We start from the raw sequence: 17562 nt of genomic DNA, 5'->3' as shown, positions 1-17562 counted from the left end.
GCCCGGCGGCCCGCGCCACCACGCGCGGGCCGCCGGGCTCGCGTCGTGCCCTGTCACCGGGTGAAACCGTCGGTACCGCACGCCACCGCCGCGGGGCCGTTCACCTTTACGGGCAGGCCGTTCTTGGACACCCTCGTTCTCGTCTCCGCAGGCACCCCTTGGACCACACCACCAGGAGGAACCAGTGTCATACCGGCAACTGCTCACCCCCGAGGAGAAGCTCGCCGACGCGAAGAAGCTGTTGAGCCTCCCGCCCATCGTCGTGATCTGCGGCTCCACCCGCTTCATGACCGAGATGAACGAGACCGAACTGCGGGAGACCGAAGCCGGAAGGATTGTCGTCAAACCGGTCAGTGACATGAAGTCGCCGCCCGAACTTCGGTCCGATCCTGTCGAGGCCGAGGCGCTGAAGGTTCGACTCGGCGATCTGCACCTGGCGAAGATCCGGCTCGCTGATGAGGTGCTCGTGGTCGGCGACTACATCGGAGACAGCACCCGAGCCGAAATCGCCTACGCCCGGTCGCTGGGCAAGCCCGTGCGGTTCACGCACCCCGAAGTCGACCCTCACGCCTGACCGCCCGCCGCCACTTCGACGACCAGTGCCGGCAACCCGCCGCCCGACCGTCTCGCGGACCCGCTGCCGGGCCAGGCGTCCTCGGCGGTGACTGTGCGACGATCGCGGGACCGGCAGACGATCCGCACGTTCACGCTGCGACGGTAGTTCTCGGTCTTCGCGGTCCGCCCCCTGGTGAACGGGGTCTGGGGGCGAAGCCCGCGGGAACCAGTGTTTCCGCACCTCGGCGGAGCTGCTCAGAGCCCTCGAAGTCGGGTGTGAGCTTGTGGCAAGATCGCGGGATGCTGCGACTCACCGATTTCATCATCGACTGTCCGGACACGATGAAGCTGGCGGCTTTCTACTCCGAGGTGACGGGCCGTCCGATCAAAGAAGGCAGCTCCGAGGACTGGGCCGGCATCCAGTTCGGCGAGATCGAGCTGGCATTCATCAGGGTGGACGACTACCGCGCTCCGCAGTGGCCCGACAGCGAGCACCCCAAGCAGTTCCACCTCGACTTCGAAGTGGACGAGATCGAGTCCGAGCAGCGCCGCGTCCTCGACCTCGGCGCGACGCTGAGGAAGGACTTCATCGGCCCCAACGGCTACGGCTGGCAGGTCTACACCGACCCGGTCGGCCACCCCTTCTGCCTGTGCCGCAACAAGGGCGTCGTCTGGACCGACGAGGGCCCGATCTGGCCCAAGCGCGACTGACCGGCTCGGATGAGGTTCGTTGCTGACCGTCGGATCCGGTCGCGTTGATGGTCCACAGCCTGGTCGACGGCCTTGCCGATGACATCGGTGCTGGTCCGGTCGCGTTGCGGGTAGTCCTGGTACGTCGCCTGGCGCCGGACCAACTCGATGTCATTCGGCTCCGGGCTGCGCGGTGGCAGGGGCAACAGCTCCAGCCCGATCTTGGTCAGCTGTTCGCGGCGGCCCTGGGAACGGGGCCGCGAACGTGCCCTTGACCGCTCCCGCAGAGCCTCGAACCCCGGCCGGTACGCGCCATCCGAACGGCAGCAGGCCCGGGCCGAACGCCGGCAGGCCACCGGCCTGCCGGCACGGGCCGTCGACGACGGGCATCACACCGGCATGACGTGATGACTCTCAGTCGTGCAGCATCCGGGCGAGGACCGCCCGCTGCAGCGGGAGCACCTCGGAGTGCAGGTCGCGTCCCTGCCGGGTGAGCGCCACCCACACGCCGCGCCGGTCCTCCTGGCAGACGGTGCGCTCCACCAGGCCCTCCTTCTCCAGCCTGCCGATCAGCCGGGACAGGGCGCTCTGGCTCAGATGGACCTGGCCCGCGATGTTCTGGACCCGGCACAGCTCGCCGGGCTCCGCGACGCGCGAGGCGAGGATGTCGAGGACCTCGAAATCGCTCGCGCCGAGACCGTGGGGATGCAGCACGCGGTCGATCTCACACATCGTGCGCGCGTGGACCGCGAGGATGTCCCGCCACTGGTCTTCCAGCCGGGCGTCGGACGTTTCCGTTGCCATAACTGAACGGTAACAGAGATCCGGCCATTCGTTGACCGTGCAACTAGTGTAGGCGCATTCAAACGGCGATCCCGTGCACGGTCCTCTTCACGCGCGTTCGGGCGCCCGGCGACCGCCGGTCAGGCGGCCGGATCCTGCACGAGCCCGACCAGGTTGCCGTCCGCGTCCTTCACGAAGGCGATGAGCTTGCCGCCGCCCACGTCCTGGACGTCCTGAAGGGTTTCCGCCCCGGCGTCGAGCAGCCCCTTCAGCGTCGCCTTGAGGTCGGAGACGTGCCAGTACGGAACCGGTCCCGTCATGCCCTTCGCGTGACCGTTGGGATCGAGGCCGATCTCCTGGCCCGCGGTCCGGAAGCCCACGTAGTACGCCTCGTCGGCGTAGGGCTCCACGCCGAGCAGAGCGGTGAACAGCGCCTTGGACTGCGTGAGGTCCTTGACGGGATAGACGATGGTCTTGAGACCGTCGGTCATGACGACTCCTTCGTGGTACGTGTCCTGCGTGCGGTGCCCGTCGCGTACGGGGGCGCTCCGGGCGCCGACGGGGCTCCCGCCGACGCCTTCACGCTAGATCGCGGCGGCCCCGGGCGGCTTCTCGAATCCTGACCGGTCGCGCCGGGGCCGCGGAGCCGTGCCCGGCGCGACCGCCGGACGCAGGCGTCAGGTCGACTGGCGCCGCACCAGCTCCGTCGGCAGGATCACCGCCGCGGGATCCTCGCCCCCGATCTCGGCCAGCAGCACCCGCACCATCTCGGCGCTGATCCGGTCCCAGGGCTGGCGGATCGTGGTGAGGGCCGGGCTGGACGCGGTGGCGGCGGGGGAGTCGTCGAAACCGCCCACGGCCACGTCCTCCGGGACCCGGCGGCCCGCCCGGTGCAGGGCGGTCAGCACACCCTGTGCCATCAGGTCCGAGGCGACGAACACCGCGTCCACGTCGGGTGCCTGCTCAAGGAGCCGCTCGGCCGCCGCCTCGCCGCTGGCCCGGCTGTAGTCGCCGGAGACGACGAGACGGTCGTCGGCCTCGATGCCCGCCTCGGAGAGGACCTCCCGGTAGCCGGCCAGACGCTCGACGCCGCCCGGTGTGTCGAGCGGACCCGTGACGGTGCCGATCCGGCGCCGCCCGAGCGACAGCAGATGAGCGACCATGTCGCGGGCGCCGTCCCGGTCGTCGGCGGCGACATAGCTGACCCTGGACCCCAGACCGATCGGCTTGCCGCAGGCGACGAGCGGCACCCCCGCCTCACGCAGCTCCTCGGCGACCGGGTCGCCGGAGTGGCTGGAGACCAGCAGCACCCCGTCGACATGTCCGGCGGTGATGTATCGCGTGATGCGGCGCCGCTCGTCCTCGGTGCCCGCGAGCATCAGCAGCAGGGGCACGTCGTGCGCGGCGAGCGCCTGGGTGCAGCCGCGCAGCAGGACGTTGAAGTTGGGGTCCTCGAAGAACCGCTCCTGCGGTTCGGTCAGCAGGAAGCCGATCGAGTCGGAGCGTCCGGTGATCAGGGAGCGGGCGTGCCGGTTCACGACGTAACCCGTCCTGCGGATGGCGGCGTTGACCGCCTCCTGCGCCGAGGGGCTGACGTAGTGCCCGCCGTTGAGCACCCGTGACACCGTGCCCCGCGACACTCCTGCCTCGCGGGCGACGTCGTGGATCGTCGGCGGCTTGCGCCGGCCCCCCGTGTTGCTCATGGTCACGACTTTACGGCTCCTGACAGCAGATCGAGGCTCCAAAAGCGCTGGATGATCAGGAAGAGCGCGATCAGCGGGAGGACGGCGAGCATCGCCCCGGTGATCACGAGGGTGTACAGCGCCGGGGTGTTGGAGCCCTGTTCGAGGAGCGTGAACAGTCCGAGCGTGATCGGGAACTTCTCGTCGTCGCTGAGCATGATGTAGGGGAGCAGGAAGTTGTTCCACACGGCCACGAACTGGAACAGGAACACCGTCACCAGTCCCGGCACCATCATCGGCAGCGCGATACGGGTGAAGATCCGCCACTCGCTCGCGCCGTCCATCCGCCCGGCCTCGACCACGTCACCGGGTACGGCCGCGGCGGCGTAGATCCGGGCCAGATAGATGCCGTACGGGGACAGGACGAGGGGGAGCAGGACGGAGGCGTACGAGTCGGTCAGGTCCGCCTTCGCCAGCAGCAGGTACTGGGGGATGGCGAGGATCACCGGAGGCATCAGCACCCCGGCCATCAGGACGCCGAAGACGGTCTCGCGGCCGCGGAAGCGGTAGATCGCGAGCCCGAATCCGCTGAGTGCGGAGACGGCCGTCGACAGCAGGGCGCCGAGACCGGCGTACAGGGCGGAGTTGCCCATCCACCTCCAGTAGATGCCCTCGCGGTAGGCGTCGAGGTCCCGCAGGTTCTGGGTGAAACCGGTGCCCGGCAGGAACGTGAAGGTCGAGAACAGCTCACGGCCGGACTTGGTGGAGGCGATCACCACCCAGGCCACGGGCAGCAGACAGTAGAGGGCGCCGAGCAGCAGTGTCAGTGTCGGGACCAGGGCGATCCGGCCGCGCAGCGGCGGCCCCTGTGCGGTCCCCGGTGTCGTACCGGCGGCCGGTGCGGCCTTGCGGACGGCGAGAGAACTCATCGTGCTTCCCCCTGCTTGGTACGGGAGTTGGCGGCGCGCAGGAAGCCGAACGACAGGACCAGGGTGACCAGGGCGATGATCACGGCCTCGGCGGCCGCCGCGTGGATGTCGCCCGCGCCGAAGGCGTCGCGATACACCTTCATCAGCGGACTCCAGGTCGTGGAGACGGAGTTGGTGAGCGGCTTGAGGGTGGTCGGCTCGCTGAACACCTGGAGCGTCGCGATGATCGAGAAGAAGAAGGTGAGGATCAGCGAGGGCGCCACCATCGGAATCTTGATCCGCAGCGCGATCTGCAGCGGCGAGGCGCCGTCCAGCTTCGCCGCCTCGTACACCTCGGCCGGGATGGCCCGCAGCGAGGTGTAGATGACGATCATGTTGAAACCGGTGCCGCCCCAGACGGCGATGTTGGACAGGGCCAGGTACAGCGGCCCGCCGTCCAGCAGGTTCGGCTGCGGCATGCCCAGCTTGTCCAGGACGAAGTAGAAGGGGCTGACGTCCGGGAGGTACAAAAAGCCCCACAGCAGCGCGGCGACGACGCCCGGGATGGCGTACGGCAGGAAGATCGCGAGGCGGGTGACCGGGGCGAGCCGCACTTTGTCCGTGTCGAGCATGAGCGCGAAGAGCAGGGCGAGGCCGAGCATCACCGGGATCACGATGGCGCCGTAGCCCAGGACGCGCAGCGCCCCGTCGAGCAGTTCGCTGTCGGTGAGGGCGTCGGTGTAGTTCTCCAGGCCCGCCCAGATCTCCGTGCGGGCGCCGGAGCCCAGCCCGAGGCCCTTGACCTGGACCTTGTGCAGGCTCAGCCAGATCGCGTAGCCCATGGGCAGGGCGAAGAACAGGACGAAGAGGACCGTCGCGGGGAGCAGGAAGAGGTAGGGGGCGGAGCGCGCTCGTTCGCGGGCGGTGGTGCGGGACGGGAGGGCGTACGGGGCCCCCTCGGCCCCGTACGGCTCCCGGCGTGCCGTGGTCACTGAGCGACCCCGAAGCCCTGCTTCTTCAGGTCGGCGACCGTGGTGTCCTGCATCGTCGTCAGGGCGGCGCCGAAGTCGGACTTGTTCTTGGCGGCCGCGCCGAAGGCGTCGTTGAAGGACGTGTAGGCGACGTTCACGTTGGGGCCCCACGCGGACGGCGCGGTGGTCTTCGCGATCTCTGAGGCCTTCGTGTAGAAGTCCGGCTGGTTGGAGAAGAAGGCCGGCGGCTGGGTGAACGCGCCACTGAGCTGGGCGCTGGTGGAGGCGGGGTAGATGCCGCCCTCCTTGGCCATCGCGGCCACCGCCTTCGGGTCGGTGTTCAGCCACGCGGCGAACTTCGCGGCGGCGGCCCGGTGCTTGGAGTCCGTGGTGACGGCCGTCGAGGAGCCGCCCCAGCTGCCGGTGACGTCGTCGCTGTCCGACCACTGCGGCAGCGGTGCCATCGCCCACTTGCCCTTGGTGTCGGGAGCCGCGGTGGTCAGCGTGCCCGGTGCCCACACCGCGCTCACCCAGGCGATCTGCTTGCCCGTGTTCAGGGCCTTGTTCCAGGCCGGCTGGTACATCGGCTGGTTGTCGATCACGCCCTCCTCGACCAGACCGCCCCAGAAGTCGGCGACCTTCCGGGTCGCCGCGTCGTCGATGCCGACCTTCCACTTGTCGCCGGAGGCGGTCCACCACTTCGCTCCCGCCTGCTGGGCGAGTCCCGCGAACAGGCCGGAGTCGTTGGCGGAGAAGGTGGTCAGGGCCTTGTCCGGTGCCTTCTTCTTCAGTGCGCGCGCCGTCTCGGCGAACTGCTCCCAGGTCGTGGGGACGGTCAGGCCGTACTTCTTGAAGAGGTCCTCGCGGTAGTAGAACATCATCGGGCCGATGTCCTGCGGGATCGCGTACACCGCGTCCGAACCCAGGGTGGTCTGCTGCCAGACGCCGTCGGCGAACTTGCTCTTCGCGCCGTCCACGTCACCGGATATGTCGGCGAGGGCGTCATTGCTGACGAGGGTCGGCAGCGTCTGGTACTCGGCCTGGACCAGGTCGGGGGCCTTGTGCGCCTTGTGCGCGGTGAGGATCTTGGTGACGAGCGTGTCGCCCGACGCCTGCTTCTTCACCGTGACGGTGATCTGCTGCTTCTTGCCCGGCCCCTTGTTCCAGAGGTCCACGACCTTGTCCATGCCCGGGGCCCAGGTCCAGTACGTCAGCGACGCGGGCCCGGACTCGGCCTGGCTGTCCTTCGAGTCCTCCGACCCGCATGCGGCGAGCGCGGTGGCGCCGAGTACGGCGGCGACGGTGGTGGCACCCCATCGACGGAGCCGGCTGTGCTGCGTGTTGCGCATGGATCGTTCTCCCCTGACCTGGGTCCCCGCCCGCTGCGGAGACCTGCCGTGTTCCCTGGCCGCTCGCCGCCCGGGCGCTCGGGCCGGTGGTCGAAAGGTGCGGCCGCGCCCGGCCCACGGGGCCTGCGCGCGCTCACACCGACGACACCGGCGCGCCCGTCGGCTCCGGTGCGGTGCTTCTGTGAGCGTTCACAGTAGAGAAACATCCAGGACACTTGTCAATGGTTGTTGCTGTGCGGTTATGTTGGCCTCGCGACACTGAGCATGTGTGTGCACGTTCCCAAATGATCGACACATCGGGAGAGATCCATGCCGGAGACCACCCCCAAGGGCCTCACCGGGCTCGCCTTCGGTGGGGACTACAACCCCGAGCAGTGGCCGGAAGACGTACGCCACGAGGACGTCCGGCTGATGCGCGAGGCGGGCGTCACGATGGTGAGCGTCGGGATCTTCTCCTGGGCCCTGCTCGAACCGACCCCGGGCACCTACGAATTCGGCTGGCTCGACCGCCTGCTCGACCTGCTCCACGACAACGGCATCCGCGCCGACCTGGGCACACCCACCGTCGCGCCCCCCGCCTGGTTCTACCGGGAGCACCCCGACGCGCTGCCCGTGGCCGCCGACGGCACCCGCTACGCGTTCGGATCACGCGGCGCCATCTGCCACAGCAACACCCACTACCGGGCCGCCGCCGCGAACATCACCACCCGGCTCGCCACCCGCTACGCCGACCACCCCGCACTCGCCCTGTGGCACGTCCACAACGAATACGGCGTCCCCGTCTCGGCCTGCTACTGCGAGTCCTGCGCCGCGCACTTCCGGCGCTGGCTCACCCGCACCTACGGCACCGTCGAGGCACTCAACGAGGCCTGGGGAACCGCCTTCTGGGGACAGCGCTACGCGGACTTCGGCCAGATCGACCCGCCGCGCCTCACCCCGACGGTCGGCAACCCGGCCCAGGCCCTCGACCACCGCCGGTTCGCCGACGAGACCATGCGCGAGAACTTCGTCGCCGAGCGCGACATCCTGCACCGCCTCGCCCCGGGCATCCCCGTCACCACCAACTTCATGACCGCGCTGAGCCAGTGCGACTCCGTCGACTACTGGGCCTGGGGCCGCGAGGTCGACCTCGTCACCAACGACCACTACCTGATCACCGACGGCCGACGCACCCACGTGAACCTCGCGATGGCCGCCGACCTCACCCGCTCGGTCGCCGGCGGCGCGCCCTGGCTGCTGCTCGAACACTCCACGTCCGGCGTCAACTGGCAGCCCCGCAACCCCGCCAAGGCCCCCGGCCAGATGGCCCGCAACTCCCTCGCGCACGTGGCGCGCGGCTCCGAGGGAGCCATGTTCTTCCAGTGGCGCCAGTCCCGGCGCGGCGCCGAGAAGTTCCACTCGTCGATGCTGCCGCACGCGGGCACCGACTCCCGGGTATGGCGAGAGGTCGTCGAACTCGGAGCGTCCGTGGAGGCGTTGGCCCCGGTCAAGGGCACCCGCACCGTCGCCGACGTCGCCGTGCTCTGGGACTGGCACTCCTGGTGGGCGCAGGGCCTCCAGTGGCGCCCCAGCGAGGACCACGACGCCCGCGAACGCGCCGACGCCTTCTACGAGGCGCTCTACGACCGCCACCTCACGGTCGACTTCGCCCACCCGGAAACCGACTTGTCGGCCTATCCCCTTGTCGTCGTTCCCGCTCTCTACCTGATGACGGAGGCGGCCGGGAACAACCTCAGGGAGTACGTCGAGAGCGGCGGCACCCTCGTCGTCTCGTACTTCTCCGGCATCGTCGACGAACACGACGCCGTGCACGCCGGCCCCTACCCGGGCGCCCTGCGCGATGTACTCGGGCTGACCGTCGAGGAGTTCTCGCCCCTCCTCGCGGGGGAGCGCACCCGGATCACCGGACCCGACGGCTGCGAACTCACCGGTGACGTGTGGACCGAGTTCGTCGTGCCGCGCGGCGCCGAGACCGTCTGGACGTACGCCGACGGACTCACCGCGGGCCACCCGGCCGTCACCCGGAACCGCCTCGGCCAGGGCTCGGCCTGGTACGTGTCCACACGCCTCGGCGCCCAGGGTCTGGACGCCCTGCTCGGCCGGGCGGCCCACGACGCACGCATCGCGCCCCGCGCCGAACTGCCCCGTGACGTCGAAGTGGTGCGCCGCGCGGGCGAGTCGGGCACCTACCTCTTCGCCGTCAACCACACGTCCACCGATGCCAAGGTGCCGCTCGACGCGCACGGCACGGAACTGCTGACCGGCGAACGCGCGGCGGGCCGGCTCGCGGTTCCCGCGGGGGCCGTAAGGGTCGTCCGGCTCGACGGCTGAACCCGACCGCCGCCCGGGTCCGCGGTCCGTTCGCCGGGCGCGACCGCGGTCCCGGTCCGCGGCCCCGCCCGCCGGGTATCACCGCCGGCCGGCGCCCGATGGCCGGGCAGCACCGCCGTCCTGCCGCTGGCGCCCGATGCGCGGAGCACAGGCCTCGGCAAGGCCGTACACGGCGGACTCGGGGCTCAACTCGAGCCGATTGCCTGCGGGTAGTCGAAGAAGCCGGTCGGGTCGTACTTCCGCTTCACCTTGACCAGACGGGGGTAGTTCGCGCCGTAGTAGGCCTCCCGCCAGTTCTTCAGCGTCGGGTCGGGGAAGTTCTGGTAGGCCTGGTCGGGCGCCTTGCGGGGGAAGATGTCGTCGTAGAACTGCTTGAGCCAGTGGAGGTTGGCCTCGGCGACGTCGGGGCGGTCGTAGTCCGCCCACGAGGTCTCGGCGGCGAAGACGAAGAGGTCGTTTCGGTGCACGAACGCGGTCGCGTCCGGCGGTACCTCGTTGATCTCACCGCCGAGGGCGAACATGGCGAACCCGGCTCCGTCCTCGTTGTTGCTGCCGGGCCATTCCAGCAGGCGCTCGGCCGCCGCGCCGACCTGCTGATCGGCCAGGAGAGTTCGGGAGTCCAGGATCGCCGATTTGGTGGCGAAGCGGTCGATCGGTGTGGTGGCGCTCAGCAGTTCGCTCGCCTCACCGGGCGTGACCTGACGAACGGAAGCGCTGTTGCGGTCGCGCTCCTGGGTCGTGCCGATCTTGAGCAGCGGGTCGAGAATGGCACGCAGTTCCTGGACGGTGCCGTAGAACTGGCCGATCGCGTTGACGTTGGCGTTCGCATGGATCTGCGTCCGGGTCGTCCCGCTGGTGCCGATACCCAGACGCAGATGGAACCGGCCGTCGCCCACGGTGTCCTGGGCGATGCGCTGCGCGGCGGCGAGCACCGGCAGTACGGAGTCCAGGCTCCAGCGGAGCTGGTAGAAGCCCACGGTGCCCTCGAACTGCTCGTACTGGAAGGTGAACGAGGTGTGGACACCGAAGTTGTTGCCGGCTCCGCCGCGGCAGGCCCAGAACAGGTCGGGGTGCGCATCCTCGTCGGCCTCGACCGTGCGTCCGTCGGCGAGGACGACGGTCGTGGCGATGAGCCGGTCGCAGGTCAGGCCGAACATCTTGTCGCTGAAGCCGATACCGCCGCCGAGCACCAGCCCCGCGACCCCGACGCTGGGGCAACGACCGGTCGGCACGAACATGCCGTGGTCCTCCAACAGGGGATGCAGGTCGCCATTGGTGACGCCGGCGCCCACGGTGACGGTACCGGCGTCGTGCACGACCTTCATCGGTCCGTAGACCCGGGAGCGGGCACCGCCCGGCACCGGGGTGGAGACGATGCTCTTCATACGGGCCATGTTCAGCAGCAGGCCCGTGGTCGTCGAATAGCCGGCGTAGTTGTGGCCCAGCCCGGTGCGAGGCACGGCGGGCAGCCCCACCGAGCGAGCCCAGCGGATCGCTGCCGACACGTCCTCGGTGGTTGCGCAGGCGACGATGCCGGCAGGTCGAATTCCGGCGTACCTGTGGTTGAACGGCAAGGCCAGCGACTCGTATTCGGAGCCGTTCGGCCGGTAGAGCGTGGCCCCCGGGGACAGCGCGTCAGCCAGCCGCTTCCAGTCCCGAGCGCGGACCGACCCCGCCGCCTCAGCTGCCGCAGCCGCACTGTCCGGTGCCTGCAGTCCCAGCGTGCCGGCGACGCCGCCCAGCACACCTGCCCGCAGCACGTCCCGCCTGTCGATCACAGTGACCTACCCTCACGCAGCGTTCGCAGGCTCGTCCTGCGATTCCGTCGGCCAGTTCACTGGTCGTCGACCGGTGCCGTCCCCGTCTGCCGTCCACTCGCCGGACCCACCATGCGAAAGGACGAGAGACGCACCGCCGAACAGCTCAGACACAGGTACCGCCGGCCCGTCGAACGCACCATGGCCCGGCTCGCCGGATACCGACGCCTTCACCGCCGCTACGGACGTGCCGTCGGCGCCTTTGCCATGCGGTTCTCGGCAAAGGCGCCGACGGCTTCCCGGACGTCCACAGGACGGGTGTCGTTTCAGTGCCCCTGCGGCTGGTCCCGTCGTGTCGGCTGCAGCGCGTTGGCGAACACGTAGTCGCCGACGTTGGTGCCGATCTCCCTGCCGTCCTCGGCGTCCCAGCGGAAGTGCACGCCCAGATAGAGTCGGCTGAACTCGCCCTCCTCGGCGACCTGGCTGAAGCTGTTGATCCGGCGGTACGACTCGAGGGTGTGCGGGTCCTCGGAGTGCGCGATGAACGAGACGTCGTCACGCTTGAAGAAGTGCTGCATCGCAGTTGCCCACGCAGCCGTGAAGTTGGCGTGCCCGGAGGTCCAGGCGATGAAGCACGGGGTGAACGGTGCCCCTGAACGGTCCGCGCTGAGAGGCTCCCAGGTCGCGTTCGGGCCGCCCGTCGCCCGGATCGCGGACACCGGGCGCCACTCGTTGATCGGGGAGTCGAACTTGCTGTCCCAGGCCGCGATTCCGGCATCCGCCAACGACAGCGCCGACAGCGCGAACAAGTGGGTGGTCTCGTACGTGTCGAGCTTGAACTTCTTGGCGACGGTCCCGGTCAGTTCGAGCAGTTGTCCCGGGGGGTGGTAGGTGCCGTTCAGGTCATGGTCCCAGAACCAGCCGATGACGGTCTGTTCGTGGGTGCGCTCGGTGGAGTCGACGGCACCGACCCGTCGTACCTCGTCGACCTGGGCTGCGTACTCCGGGCTGGCCACCAGATCGGCGTAGGACGTGAAGCCGCGCAGAGTGGGAGGCCGGAACTGCGAGCCGGAGCGGAGCACGAACGGCTTCACCTTGCCCCAGTTCGGGGTCACCGCGTCACTCGGCTGCTTGCAGGCCCCTTCGTCAGCCGTCGCCTCCTCACCCGTCGGCCGCCAGGCTCCAGGCGTGGTGGTGTCGCCGCTGTAGACGTCCGGGTTGTCCGAACCGTCGCCCGCCCGGGCCTTGTTGATCTGCTTCACCACGGGGTCGACCACCAGGCGGTCGAGGGGGTCGTAGGAGTGGGGGGAGCGGCCGGTCCGGGCCCGGTACCGGGCGTCGATGTAGGCCTGATCACCCGGGTACAGCTGCGAGATGATCCGGTACGCCGTGCGGTCGATCAGCCGCTCCTCCTCGTCCGGACCTGGTCGCGAGTGTTTGTCGGCGTACTTCAGCGGCCGACTGAGGTACGGCTCGTACTTCAGGGTTCCGTACGTGTACTGATAGGCGCTCTCCGCGTTGTAGATCGCCGCGAAGACCATCGCCCCGGACCGGGAGAGCTTGCCGGGCGAGGCGTCCCAGCCCCGCGCATTGCGGAACGTCTGGAGCAGGACCTTGTTCCAGTACTGCGTCGGATCGTCCTTGTGTCCGGTCGCGGCGGCGGCCGGTGGCGCGCCGGCCGCCACCGGACTCAGCCCGGCGAGCAGGGCACCGGCCACGACGGCGGCCCGTAGGCGTCCCTGGCGCCCGAAACGGGACTTCAAGCGCGGGAGCGCAGATTGCACGGCCGACCGACGGCCATGATGCGGATGGAGAGACACGGCATTCCTTTCGATGTCGCCGATGAACAGCGGCAGCGTAATGTCGGATATCTTCAAATTAAGATCAACCACGCCGATATACCGTGTATCTCGTGCGACTTTAGAATTTACGCGGAAATGCCGATCCAGTCATGATTGACAGCCGAACCCGGTTGCGATCGCCCAGACGTGGAGATCTCACTCGTCCGAGCGATTTCCGGGCCGCGAGTAGCTGCCCAGGGTTGCGATCGGGGCCGATCTCCAACCATCTGCGGCTGGAGTATTAGTTGGGATGGGTGTCGGTGGATCCCCTGGCGAATCCGCCGACAAGGCAGTATTTTGTCACCTTGTATCCGACAATGTATTTCTCCCGCTCCGCCACGTATTCCTGAACGTAGGATGCGTTGCTGTGGAAGGTGAATGCCGCCTCGTCGCGATAGAGTTCGTATTGGACTCGATCGATTCCGCCGCCGACGGGCTGATTCTCCGTGTACACCAAGGTGTTGGGCTCGTTGGCTTGAATTTTGGGGACCGTACGCGCCACGAGCTTGTCGTACGCGCGGGCCGCCGCGGCGTCCTTGAGATAGAGATCGACCACCAGTGCGAACCCCGAGGACTTCGCGCACTGATCCGCGGCGTGGGCACTCTCGGGTGTGGCGCGTGTTGAACGGTCGGCTCTCTCGTCGGCGTACGCCGACGACTGTGCGAGCAGCGTTCCTGCGAGGACGCCGACAGTGGTGACGGCGGCGAGAATACTCGAACGGGCCCTCGCGCCATGAGGCGTAGCGGTATGGATATGCTTCACCGGGGTGGGATTATGCGTAAGCACATTATCTCCTCTTTGCGGCGCGATAATGGTGTTTACCTTTCAAGGCGTCAGGAGTGGGGAATGGCGGCTGCACGAGTGCACCGATTCCCGAAGTAAGACATCGCGGTAACACGATGACGTAAGGGATCACCCGCGCAGCCGACCTGCGCGGGGTCTTGGCTTGCGGCTCCAGCACCGTCTACTGCTCGTCGGTCGGACCTCCGCGCCACAAGCCTCGGCCCGGTTTGCCGCCGCGCTGACGGTTCCTCTGGGCGAGGCTGACGCGAGAGGCGGGGAGCGGCGGCATCAGGTGTCTTGGTGCTGGTTGTGAGCGTGTCGAGACGGTTCTCCGGGTTCTGCATTGCTACGGTCCATTTCGCCTAAATCATCCATAAAGAACCGATTCGCGCGTTCTGGTGGTCGAGAGGACACGGACCATGAACGATTTCTCCCGTCGCGGACTGCTCAAGGCGACGGCGGTCGCCGGTGCCGGTGCGGTCGTCGTGCCGGGCGCCGCGGCAGCCGCAGCCCCCGGTGCGAGCGCTGTGACCGGCGCATCCGGGGGTGAGGAGTACGGGGCGGAGTGCGCGCCGGCGAAGCTGACCGGCCGCATCGTCCGCCCCGAGGACTCGGGATACACGGACGCGCGCCTCGGGTGGGACCAGCTCTTCTCCCACTATCCGCTGGTCATCGTCTTCGCCCAGAACACCCAGGACGTGGTCAACGCCCTGACGTGGGCGCGGCAGAACGACGTGGCGGTGCGGGTGCGGAGCGGTCGCCATGCCCTCGAGGGCTGGTCGAACGTGGACAACGGCCTCGTGATCGACATCAGCGAGTTGAAGTCGGTGCATGTCGACACCAAGTCGCGTATCGCGACGGTCGGCGCCGGGCTCAACCAGGAAGAAGCGGTGACCACGCTCGCGAAGCAGAACTTCGCGGTGACGACAGGCACCGAAGGCAGCGTGGGCCTGTCCGGTGCCACACTCGGCGGCGGATTCGGCTTCCTCACCCGGTGGCTCGGCATGGCCTGCGACAGCCTGGTGGGGGCCGAGATCGTCGTCCCGGCGGGCAAGGAGTGCGCCAAGGCGATCAAGGCGGACCTGAACCACAATGCGGACCTGCTCTGGGCGCTGCGCGGCGCGGGGAACGGCAACTACGGCATCGTCACATCACTGACCTACAAAGTGGCTCCGCTGAGGAGCGTCGCTTATCTCCAGGCGACGTGGCAGGGCGTCGACAACCTCCGCGCCCTCTTCGAGGCGTACCAGAGCACGGCGCCGACCACCGACGCCCGCCTCGGAACCCAGCTCGAGATCCACCGGAACCAGATCTTCCTGTTCGGGGTTCTCCCCGAGGGAACGCCGGACGAGACGAAGAAGCTGCTGGACCCGATCCTGTCGATCGACAGCCCGACGGTCACCACGCAGGTCGGCAACTGGGGCGACGTGTACTCGGGATTCCAGATTCCGATCGAGCAAGAACCGGCGAACTGGAAGTTCCACTCGCAGTTCACCAGAAAGGCATTCCCGAAGGACGCGATCGACATCGTCGACTCGTTCATCAAGAGCGCCCCGACGGACGACAGCAACTTCTTCGTCCAGGCTTTCGGCGGGAACGTCAGGAAGAGCCCCCGCGGCGGCACCGCCTTCCCGCACCGCGACGCGCTCTTCTACGCCGAACCCGGCGTCGGCTGGGGGAAGCGCAGCGACCAGCCGGGCGTCTGTGACCCGCTCACCTCGCAATGCCAGGCCTGGATCGCCGAGTTCAGCCAGGCCCTGCGGACCTACGTGGACGGCGCCTACGTCAACGTGCCGAACATCGCGCAGCAGGACTGGGAAACCGCCTACTGGCGGAACAACTTCGACCGGCTCCGCAAGATCAAGGCGAAGTACGACCCCGACAACGTTTTCCAGTACGAGCAGAGCGTCCCGCCCGCGATCTGCTGACCGATCACGGCCCGAGCCCCCTCCCGACAGGCGAGGGGGCTCAGCCGTGCCTGGCCCCCTCATCCATGCGGGGGCCAGGCACGGCGATCTTCGGCCACCGCTGCCGTCACGGCCCGGCCACCGTGCACGCCGGCCGGGCCGTGACGGCAGCGCAATGCGCCCTGCCGCGCCGTCCGCCCGATCGGCCCCGGCCAGAGAAGCGGAACGCCGTGCGTGCCGCCCCGTGCTGCGGGACAGTAGCGGGAGACCGTCGTGACGGAGGGGGACGAGATGCTGAGGGCTCCCGTCAGTGGACAACGCCTGGACATACTCGAGTGGTTGCGGGACCCCGTCGCGCACTTCCCGGTACAACGCCACGGCGACCTCGTCGAGGACGGCGTCAGCCCGGAGGCCCTGGCCGCGAAGCTGGGCGTGAGCCGGGCGGTGGCGCGCACCCACCTCGATCTGCTCACGGGCGTCGGACTGCTGCGGGCGAAACGCGTCAGACGGCGCACCTTCTACAGCCGTGACGAGTACCGCATCGCCGAGGTCGGTCTTTTCTTCGAGAAGGGTTGGTAGGGGCGTGGGCGCGAAGTCGCGGCGGACTCAGGTGGCATGGCCGGAGGAGTCCCGTCTGGTGCCCCGGCGTTTCGTGCCGCTCGGCGGCCGAGGGCCGGAGGACGTGGTCGCCGACTCGCGGGGCCGGGTGCTCACCGGTCTGGAGGACGGCCGCATCGTCCGCGTCGAAGGACTCGCGGACGCCGGCCGCACCCGCGTCCAGGTGCTGGCGGAGACCGGCGGCAGGCCGCTGGGCCTCGAACTCGTCACCGACGACGACCTGTTGGTGTGCGACGCCGAGCGGGGACTGCTGCGCGTCGCCCTCGACGACGGCACCGTACGCGTCCTCGCCGACAGCGTGGCGGGCGAACCCCTGCGCTTCTGCAGCAACGTGACCGCGCTCTCCGACGGCACCGTCTGCTTCACCGTCTCCAGCCGCAGCCACCCGCTGGAGCACTGGATCGGCGACCTCGTCGAGCACACCGGAACGGGCCGCCTGCTGCGCCTGGCGCCGGGGGAGAAGGAGCCGGAAGTGCTCCTGGAAGGCCTCCAGTTCGCCAACGGTCTCGTCGCCGCGCACGACGAGACCTTCCTCGTCCTCGCGCAGACCGGGGCACGGCGCCTGACCCGCTACTGGCTCGGCGGCCCCCGGCAGGGCAGCGCCGAGACCCTCGTCGACGATCTGCCGGGCCAGCCCGACAACCTCTGGCGCGCCCCCGGCGGCCCGATCTGGGTGGCGCTCGCCGGACCTCGCGTCGCCCCGCTGGAACTGTTGCACCGGACGGGGCCCGCCGTCCGGCGCGCCGCCGCACGGATCGCGGTCCGCGCGCCGTTCCGTCCCCCGGGCACCATCGGCGCCCTCGCGGTGGACGAACAGGGCGACGTGCTGCACCACCTGACGCGTCGCCGCTCCCGGTTCCGCATGGTCACCAGTGCCTGCGAGGCCGACGGCCGGCTGATCCTCGGGAGCCTGTGGGAGCGCGGGCTCGGCGTCTGCGACCTGCCCGCTCCGACGGAGTGATCCGCCGACGCCGGGCGGCCCGGACCCCGCACACCGTCACGGGGTGATCCATCGGGTCCCGGCGGATCGGGGATCCGCGCGCCGTCACCGTCCTTCTTCCCCTTCTCGATGAGGTAGCCGAAGTACGCCGCGACGTTCGCCGTGGTGGTGGTCGGCCGGGAGGATCTCGGCGTCGACCACCTCGGCCTCGTCGAGGTCCTCAACGGGGCCAGTCGCTTCGGTCGCTGACGTCATCGTGACCACTCCTGCACGTCGTCGGCCTGGCGCACGGCATGCCAGCAGTCCGGGCAGTGATCGAGCCACCTGCCCCGTGCTGCCGGTCGTTGACGACGGCTGCCGAGCTCGCTCTGGCGCCGCAGCCCAGACACAGGTGTCGGCCGGAGCGGGACCGCTGCGCTGGCTCGCTTGCCGTCCTGGCAGCCTTT

The 17562-nt window shown here is 69.0% G+C and carries 15 protein-coding genes; 6 read left to right on the top strand and 9 right to left on the bottom strand.

All coding sequences use genetic code 11. From position 1 onward, the window contains the following. Positions 1-184 precede the first annotated feature (184 nt). On the top strand, positions 185-574 hold the full coding sequence (locus ABEB03_RS40130) for a hypothetical protein (protein WP_345657938.1): 390 nt from the start codon (positions 185-187) through the stop codon (positions 572-574). Between the two features lie 281 nt (positions 575-855). Next, positions 856-1266 carry a VOC family protein gene (locus ABEB03_RS40125; protein ID WP_345657936.1) on the top strand — a complete coding sequence of 137 codons (411 nt, stop codon included), beginning with the start codon at positions 856-858 and terminating at the stop codon, positions 1264-1266. Positions 1267-1659: 393 nt separating this feature from the next. On the opposite strand, the gene ABEB03_RS40120 is transcribed toward ABEB03_RS40125, so the two are convergent. From ABEB03_RS40120 to ABEB03_RS40095, 6 genes are all read right to left on the bottom strand, one after another. Next, entirely contained in the window at positions 1660-2049 is a 390-nt protein-coding gene (locus tag ABEB03_RS40120) for a MarR family winged helix-turn-helix transcriptional regulator (RefSeq protein ID WP_345657935.1), read from the bottom strand. A gap of 119 nt (positions 2050-2168) precedes the next feature. Further along, on the bottom strand, positions 2169-2519 hold the full coding sequence (locus ABEB03_RS40115; RefSeq protein ID WP_345657934.1) for a VOC family protein: 351 nt from the start codon (positions 2517-2519) through the stop codon (positions 2169-2171). Between the two features lie 186 nt (positions 2520-2705). Then, entirely contained in the window at positions 2706-3737 is a 1032-nt protein-coding gene (locus ABEB03_RS40110) for a LacI family DNA-binding transcriptional regulator (protein WP_345657933.1), read from the bottom strand. Continuing rightward, positions 3734-4639 (bottom strand): carbohydrate ABC transporter permease, encoded by a 906-nt coding sequence (locus tag ABEB03_RS40105; protein ID WP_345657931.1) that lies wholly within the window; start codon positions 4637-4639, stop codon positions 3734-3736. The genes ABEB03_RS40110 and ABEB03_RS40105 overlap by 4 nt, the downstream gene beginning before the upstream one ends. Further along, the gene (locus ABEB03_RS40100; protein WP_345657930.1) at positions 4636-5610 is read right to left on the bottom strand and encodes a carbohydrate ABC transporter permease; all 975 of its coding nucleotides are present in this window, start codon (positions 5608-5610) and stop codon (positions 4636-4638) included. Before ABEB03_RS40100 ends, ABEB03_RS40105 begins: the two co-directional genes overlap by 4 nt. Beyond that, positions 5607-6938, bottom strand: a complete 1332-nt coding sequence (locus ABEB03_RS40095) for an ABC transporter substrate-binding protein (protein WP_345657929.1) — start codon at positions 6936-6938, stop codon at positions 5607-5609. Before ABEB03_RS40095 ends, ABEB03_RS40100 begins: the two co-directional genes overlap by 4 nt. Before the next feature lie 309 nt (positions 6939-7247). Here ABEB03_RS40095 and ABEB03_RS40090 point away from each other — a divergent pair, with 309 nt between their 5' ends. After that, positions 7248-9269: a beta-galactosidase gene (locus ABEB03_RS40090; RefSeq protein WP_345657928.1), complete on the top strand. Its 2022-nt coding sequence runs from the start codon at positions 7248-7250 to the stop codon at positions 9267-9269. A 185-nt stretch (positions 9270-9454) separates the two neighbouring features. Here the strand turns inward: ABEB03_RS40090 and ABEB03_RS40085 are convergent, their stop codons facing one another. From ABEB03_RS40085 to ABEB03_RS40075, 3 genes are all read right to left on the bottom strand, one after another. Beyond that, positions 9455-11047, bottom strand: a complete 1593-nt coding sequence (locus ABEB03_RS40085) for an FAD-binding oxidoreductase (protein WP_345657926.1) — start codon at positions 11045-11047, stop codon at positions 9455-9457. Between the two features lie 305 nt (positions 11048-11352). Next, entirely contained in the window at positions 11353-12789 is a 1437-nt protein-coding gene (locus ABEB03_RS40080; RefSeq protein ID WP_345657925.1) for a vanadium-dependent haloperoxidase, read from the bottom strand. 319 nt (positions 12790-13108) lie between these two features. After that, complete coding sequence (locus tag ABEB03_RS40075) at positions 13109-13630, bottom strand: hypothetical protein (protein WP_345657924.1); 522 nt, start codon at positions 13628-13630, stop codon at positions 13109-13111. Between the two features lie 440 nt (positions 13631-14070). On the opposite strand from ABEB03_RS40075, the gene ABEB03_RS40070 reads away from it, so the two are divergent. From ABEB03_RS40070 to ABEB03_RS40060, 3 genes are all read left to right on the top strand, one after another. Further along, entirely contained in the window at positions 14071-15579 is a 1509-nt protein-coding gene (locus ABEB03_RS40070; RefSeq protein ID WP_345657923.1) for an FAD-binding oxidoreductase, read from the top strand. 270 nt (positions 15580-15849) lie between these two features. Beyond that, positions 15850-16137: a helix-turn-helix domain-containing protein gene (locus ABEB03_RS40065; protein ID WP_345657945.1), complete on the top strand. Its 288-nt coding sequence runs from the start codon at positions 15850-15852 to the stop codon at positions 16135-16137. A gap of 55 nt (positions 16138-16192) precedes the next feature. Then, the gene (locus ABEB03_RS40060; protein ID WP_345657944.1) at positions 16193-17137 is read left to right on the top strand and encodes an SMP-30/gluconolactonase/LRE family protein; all 945 of its coding nucleotides are present in this window, start codon (positions 16193-16195) and stop codon (positions 17135-17137) included. The last annotated feature ends 425 nt before the right edge of the window (positions 17138-17562 follow it).

This window comes from Streptomyces siamensis (assembly GCF_039543605.1).
Classification (GTDB): domain Bacteria; phylum Actinomycetota; class Actinomycetes; order Streptomycetales; family Streptomycetaceae; genus Streptomyces; species Streptomyces siamensis.
The sequence above is the reverse complement of the archived record's forward strand: the minus strand, read 5'-3'. Positions and strand labels throughout refer to the sequence as shown.

Coding starts and splice junctions, on each gene's coding strand:
- ABEB03_RS40115 (WP_345657934.1), bottom strand. CDS start 2,519: ATGACCGACGGTCTCAAGACCATCGTCTATCCCGTCAAGGACCTCACG.
- ABEB03_RS40070 (WP_345657923.1), top strand. CDS start 14,071: ATGAACGATTTCTCCCGTCGCGGACTGCTCAAGGCGACGGCGGTCGCC.
- ABEB03_RS40095 (WP_345657929.1), bottom strand. CDS start 6,938: ATGCGCAACACGCAGCACAGCCGGCTCCGTCGATGGGGTGCCACCACC.
- ABEB03_RS40065 (WP_345657945.1), top strand. CDS start 15,850: ATGCTGAGGGCTCCCGTCAGTGGACAACGCCTGGACATACTCGAGTGG.
- ABEB03_RS40090 (WP_345657928.1), top strand. CDS start 7,248: ATGCCGGAGACCACCCCCAAGGGCCTCACCGGGCTCGCCTTCGGTGGG.
- ABEB03_RS40125 (WP_345657936.1), top strand. CDS start 856: ATGCTGCGACTCACCGATTTCATCATCGACTGTCCGGACACGATGAAG.
- ABEB03_RS40120 (WP_345657935.1), bottom strand. CDS start 2,049: ATGGCAACGGAAACGTCCGACGCCCGGCTGGAAGACCAGTGGCGGGAC.
- ABEB03_RS40105 (WP_345657931.1), bottom strand. CDS start 4,639: ATGAGTTCTCTCGCCGTCCGCAAGGCCGCACCGGCCGCCGGTACGACA.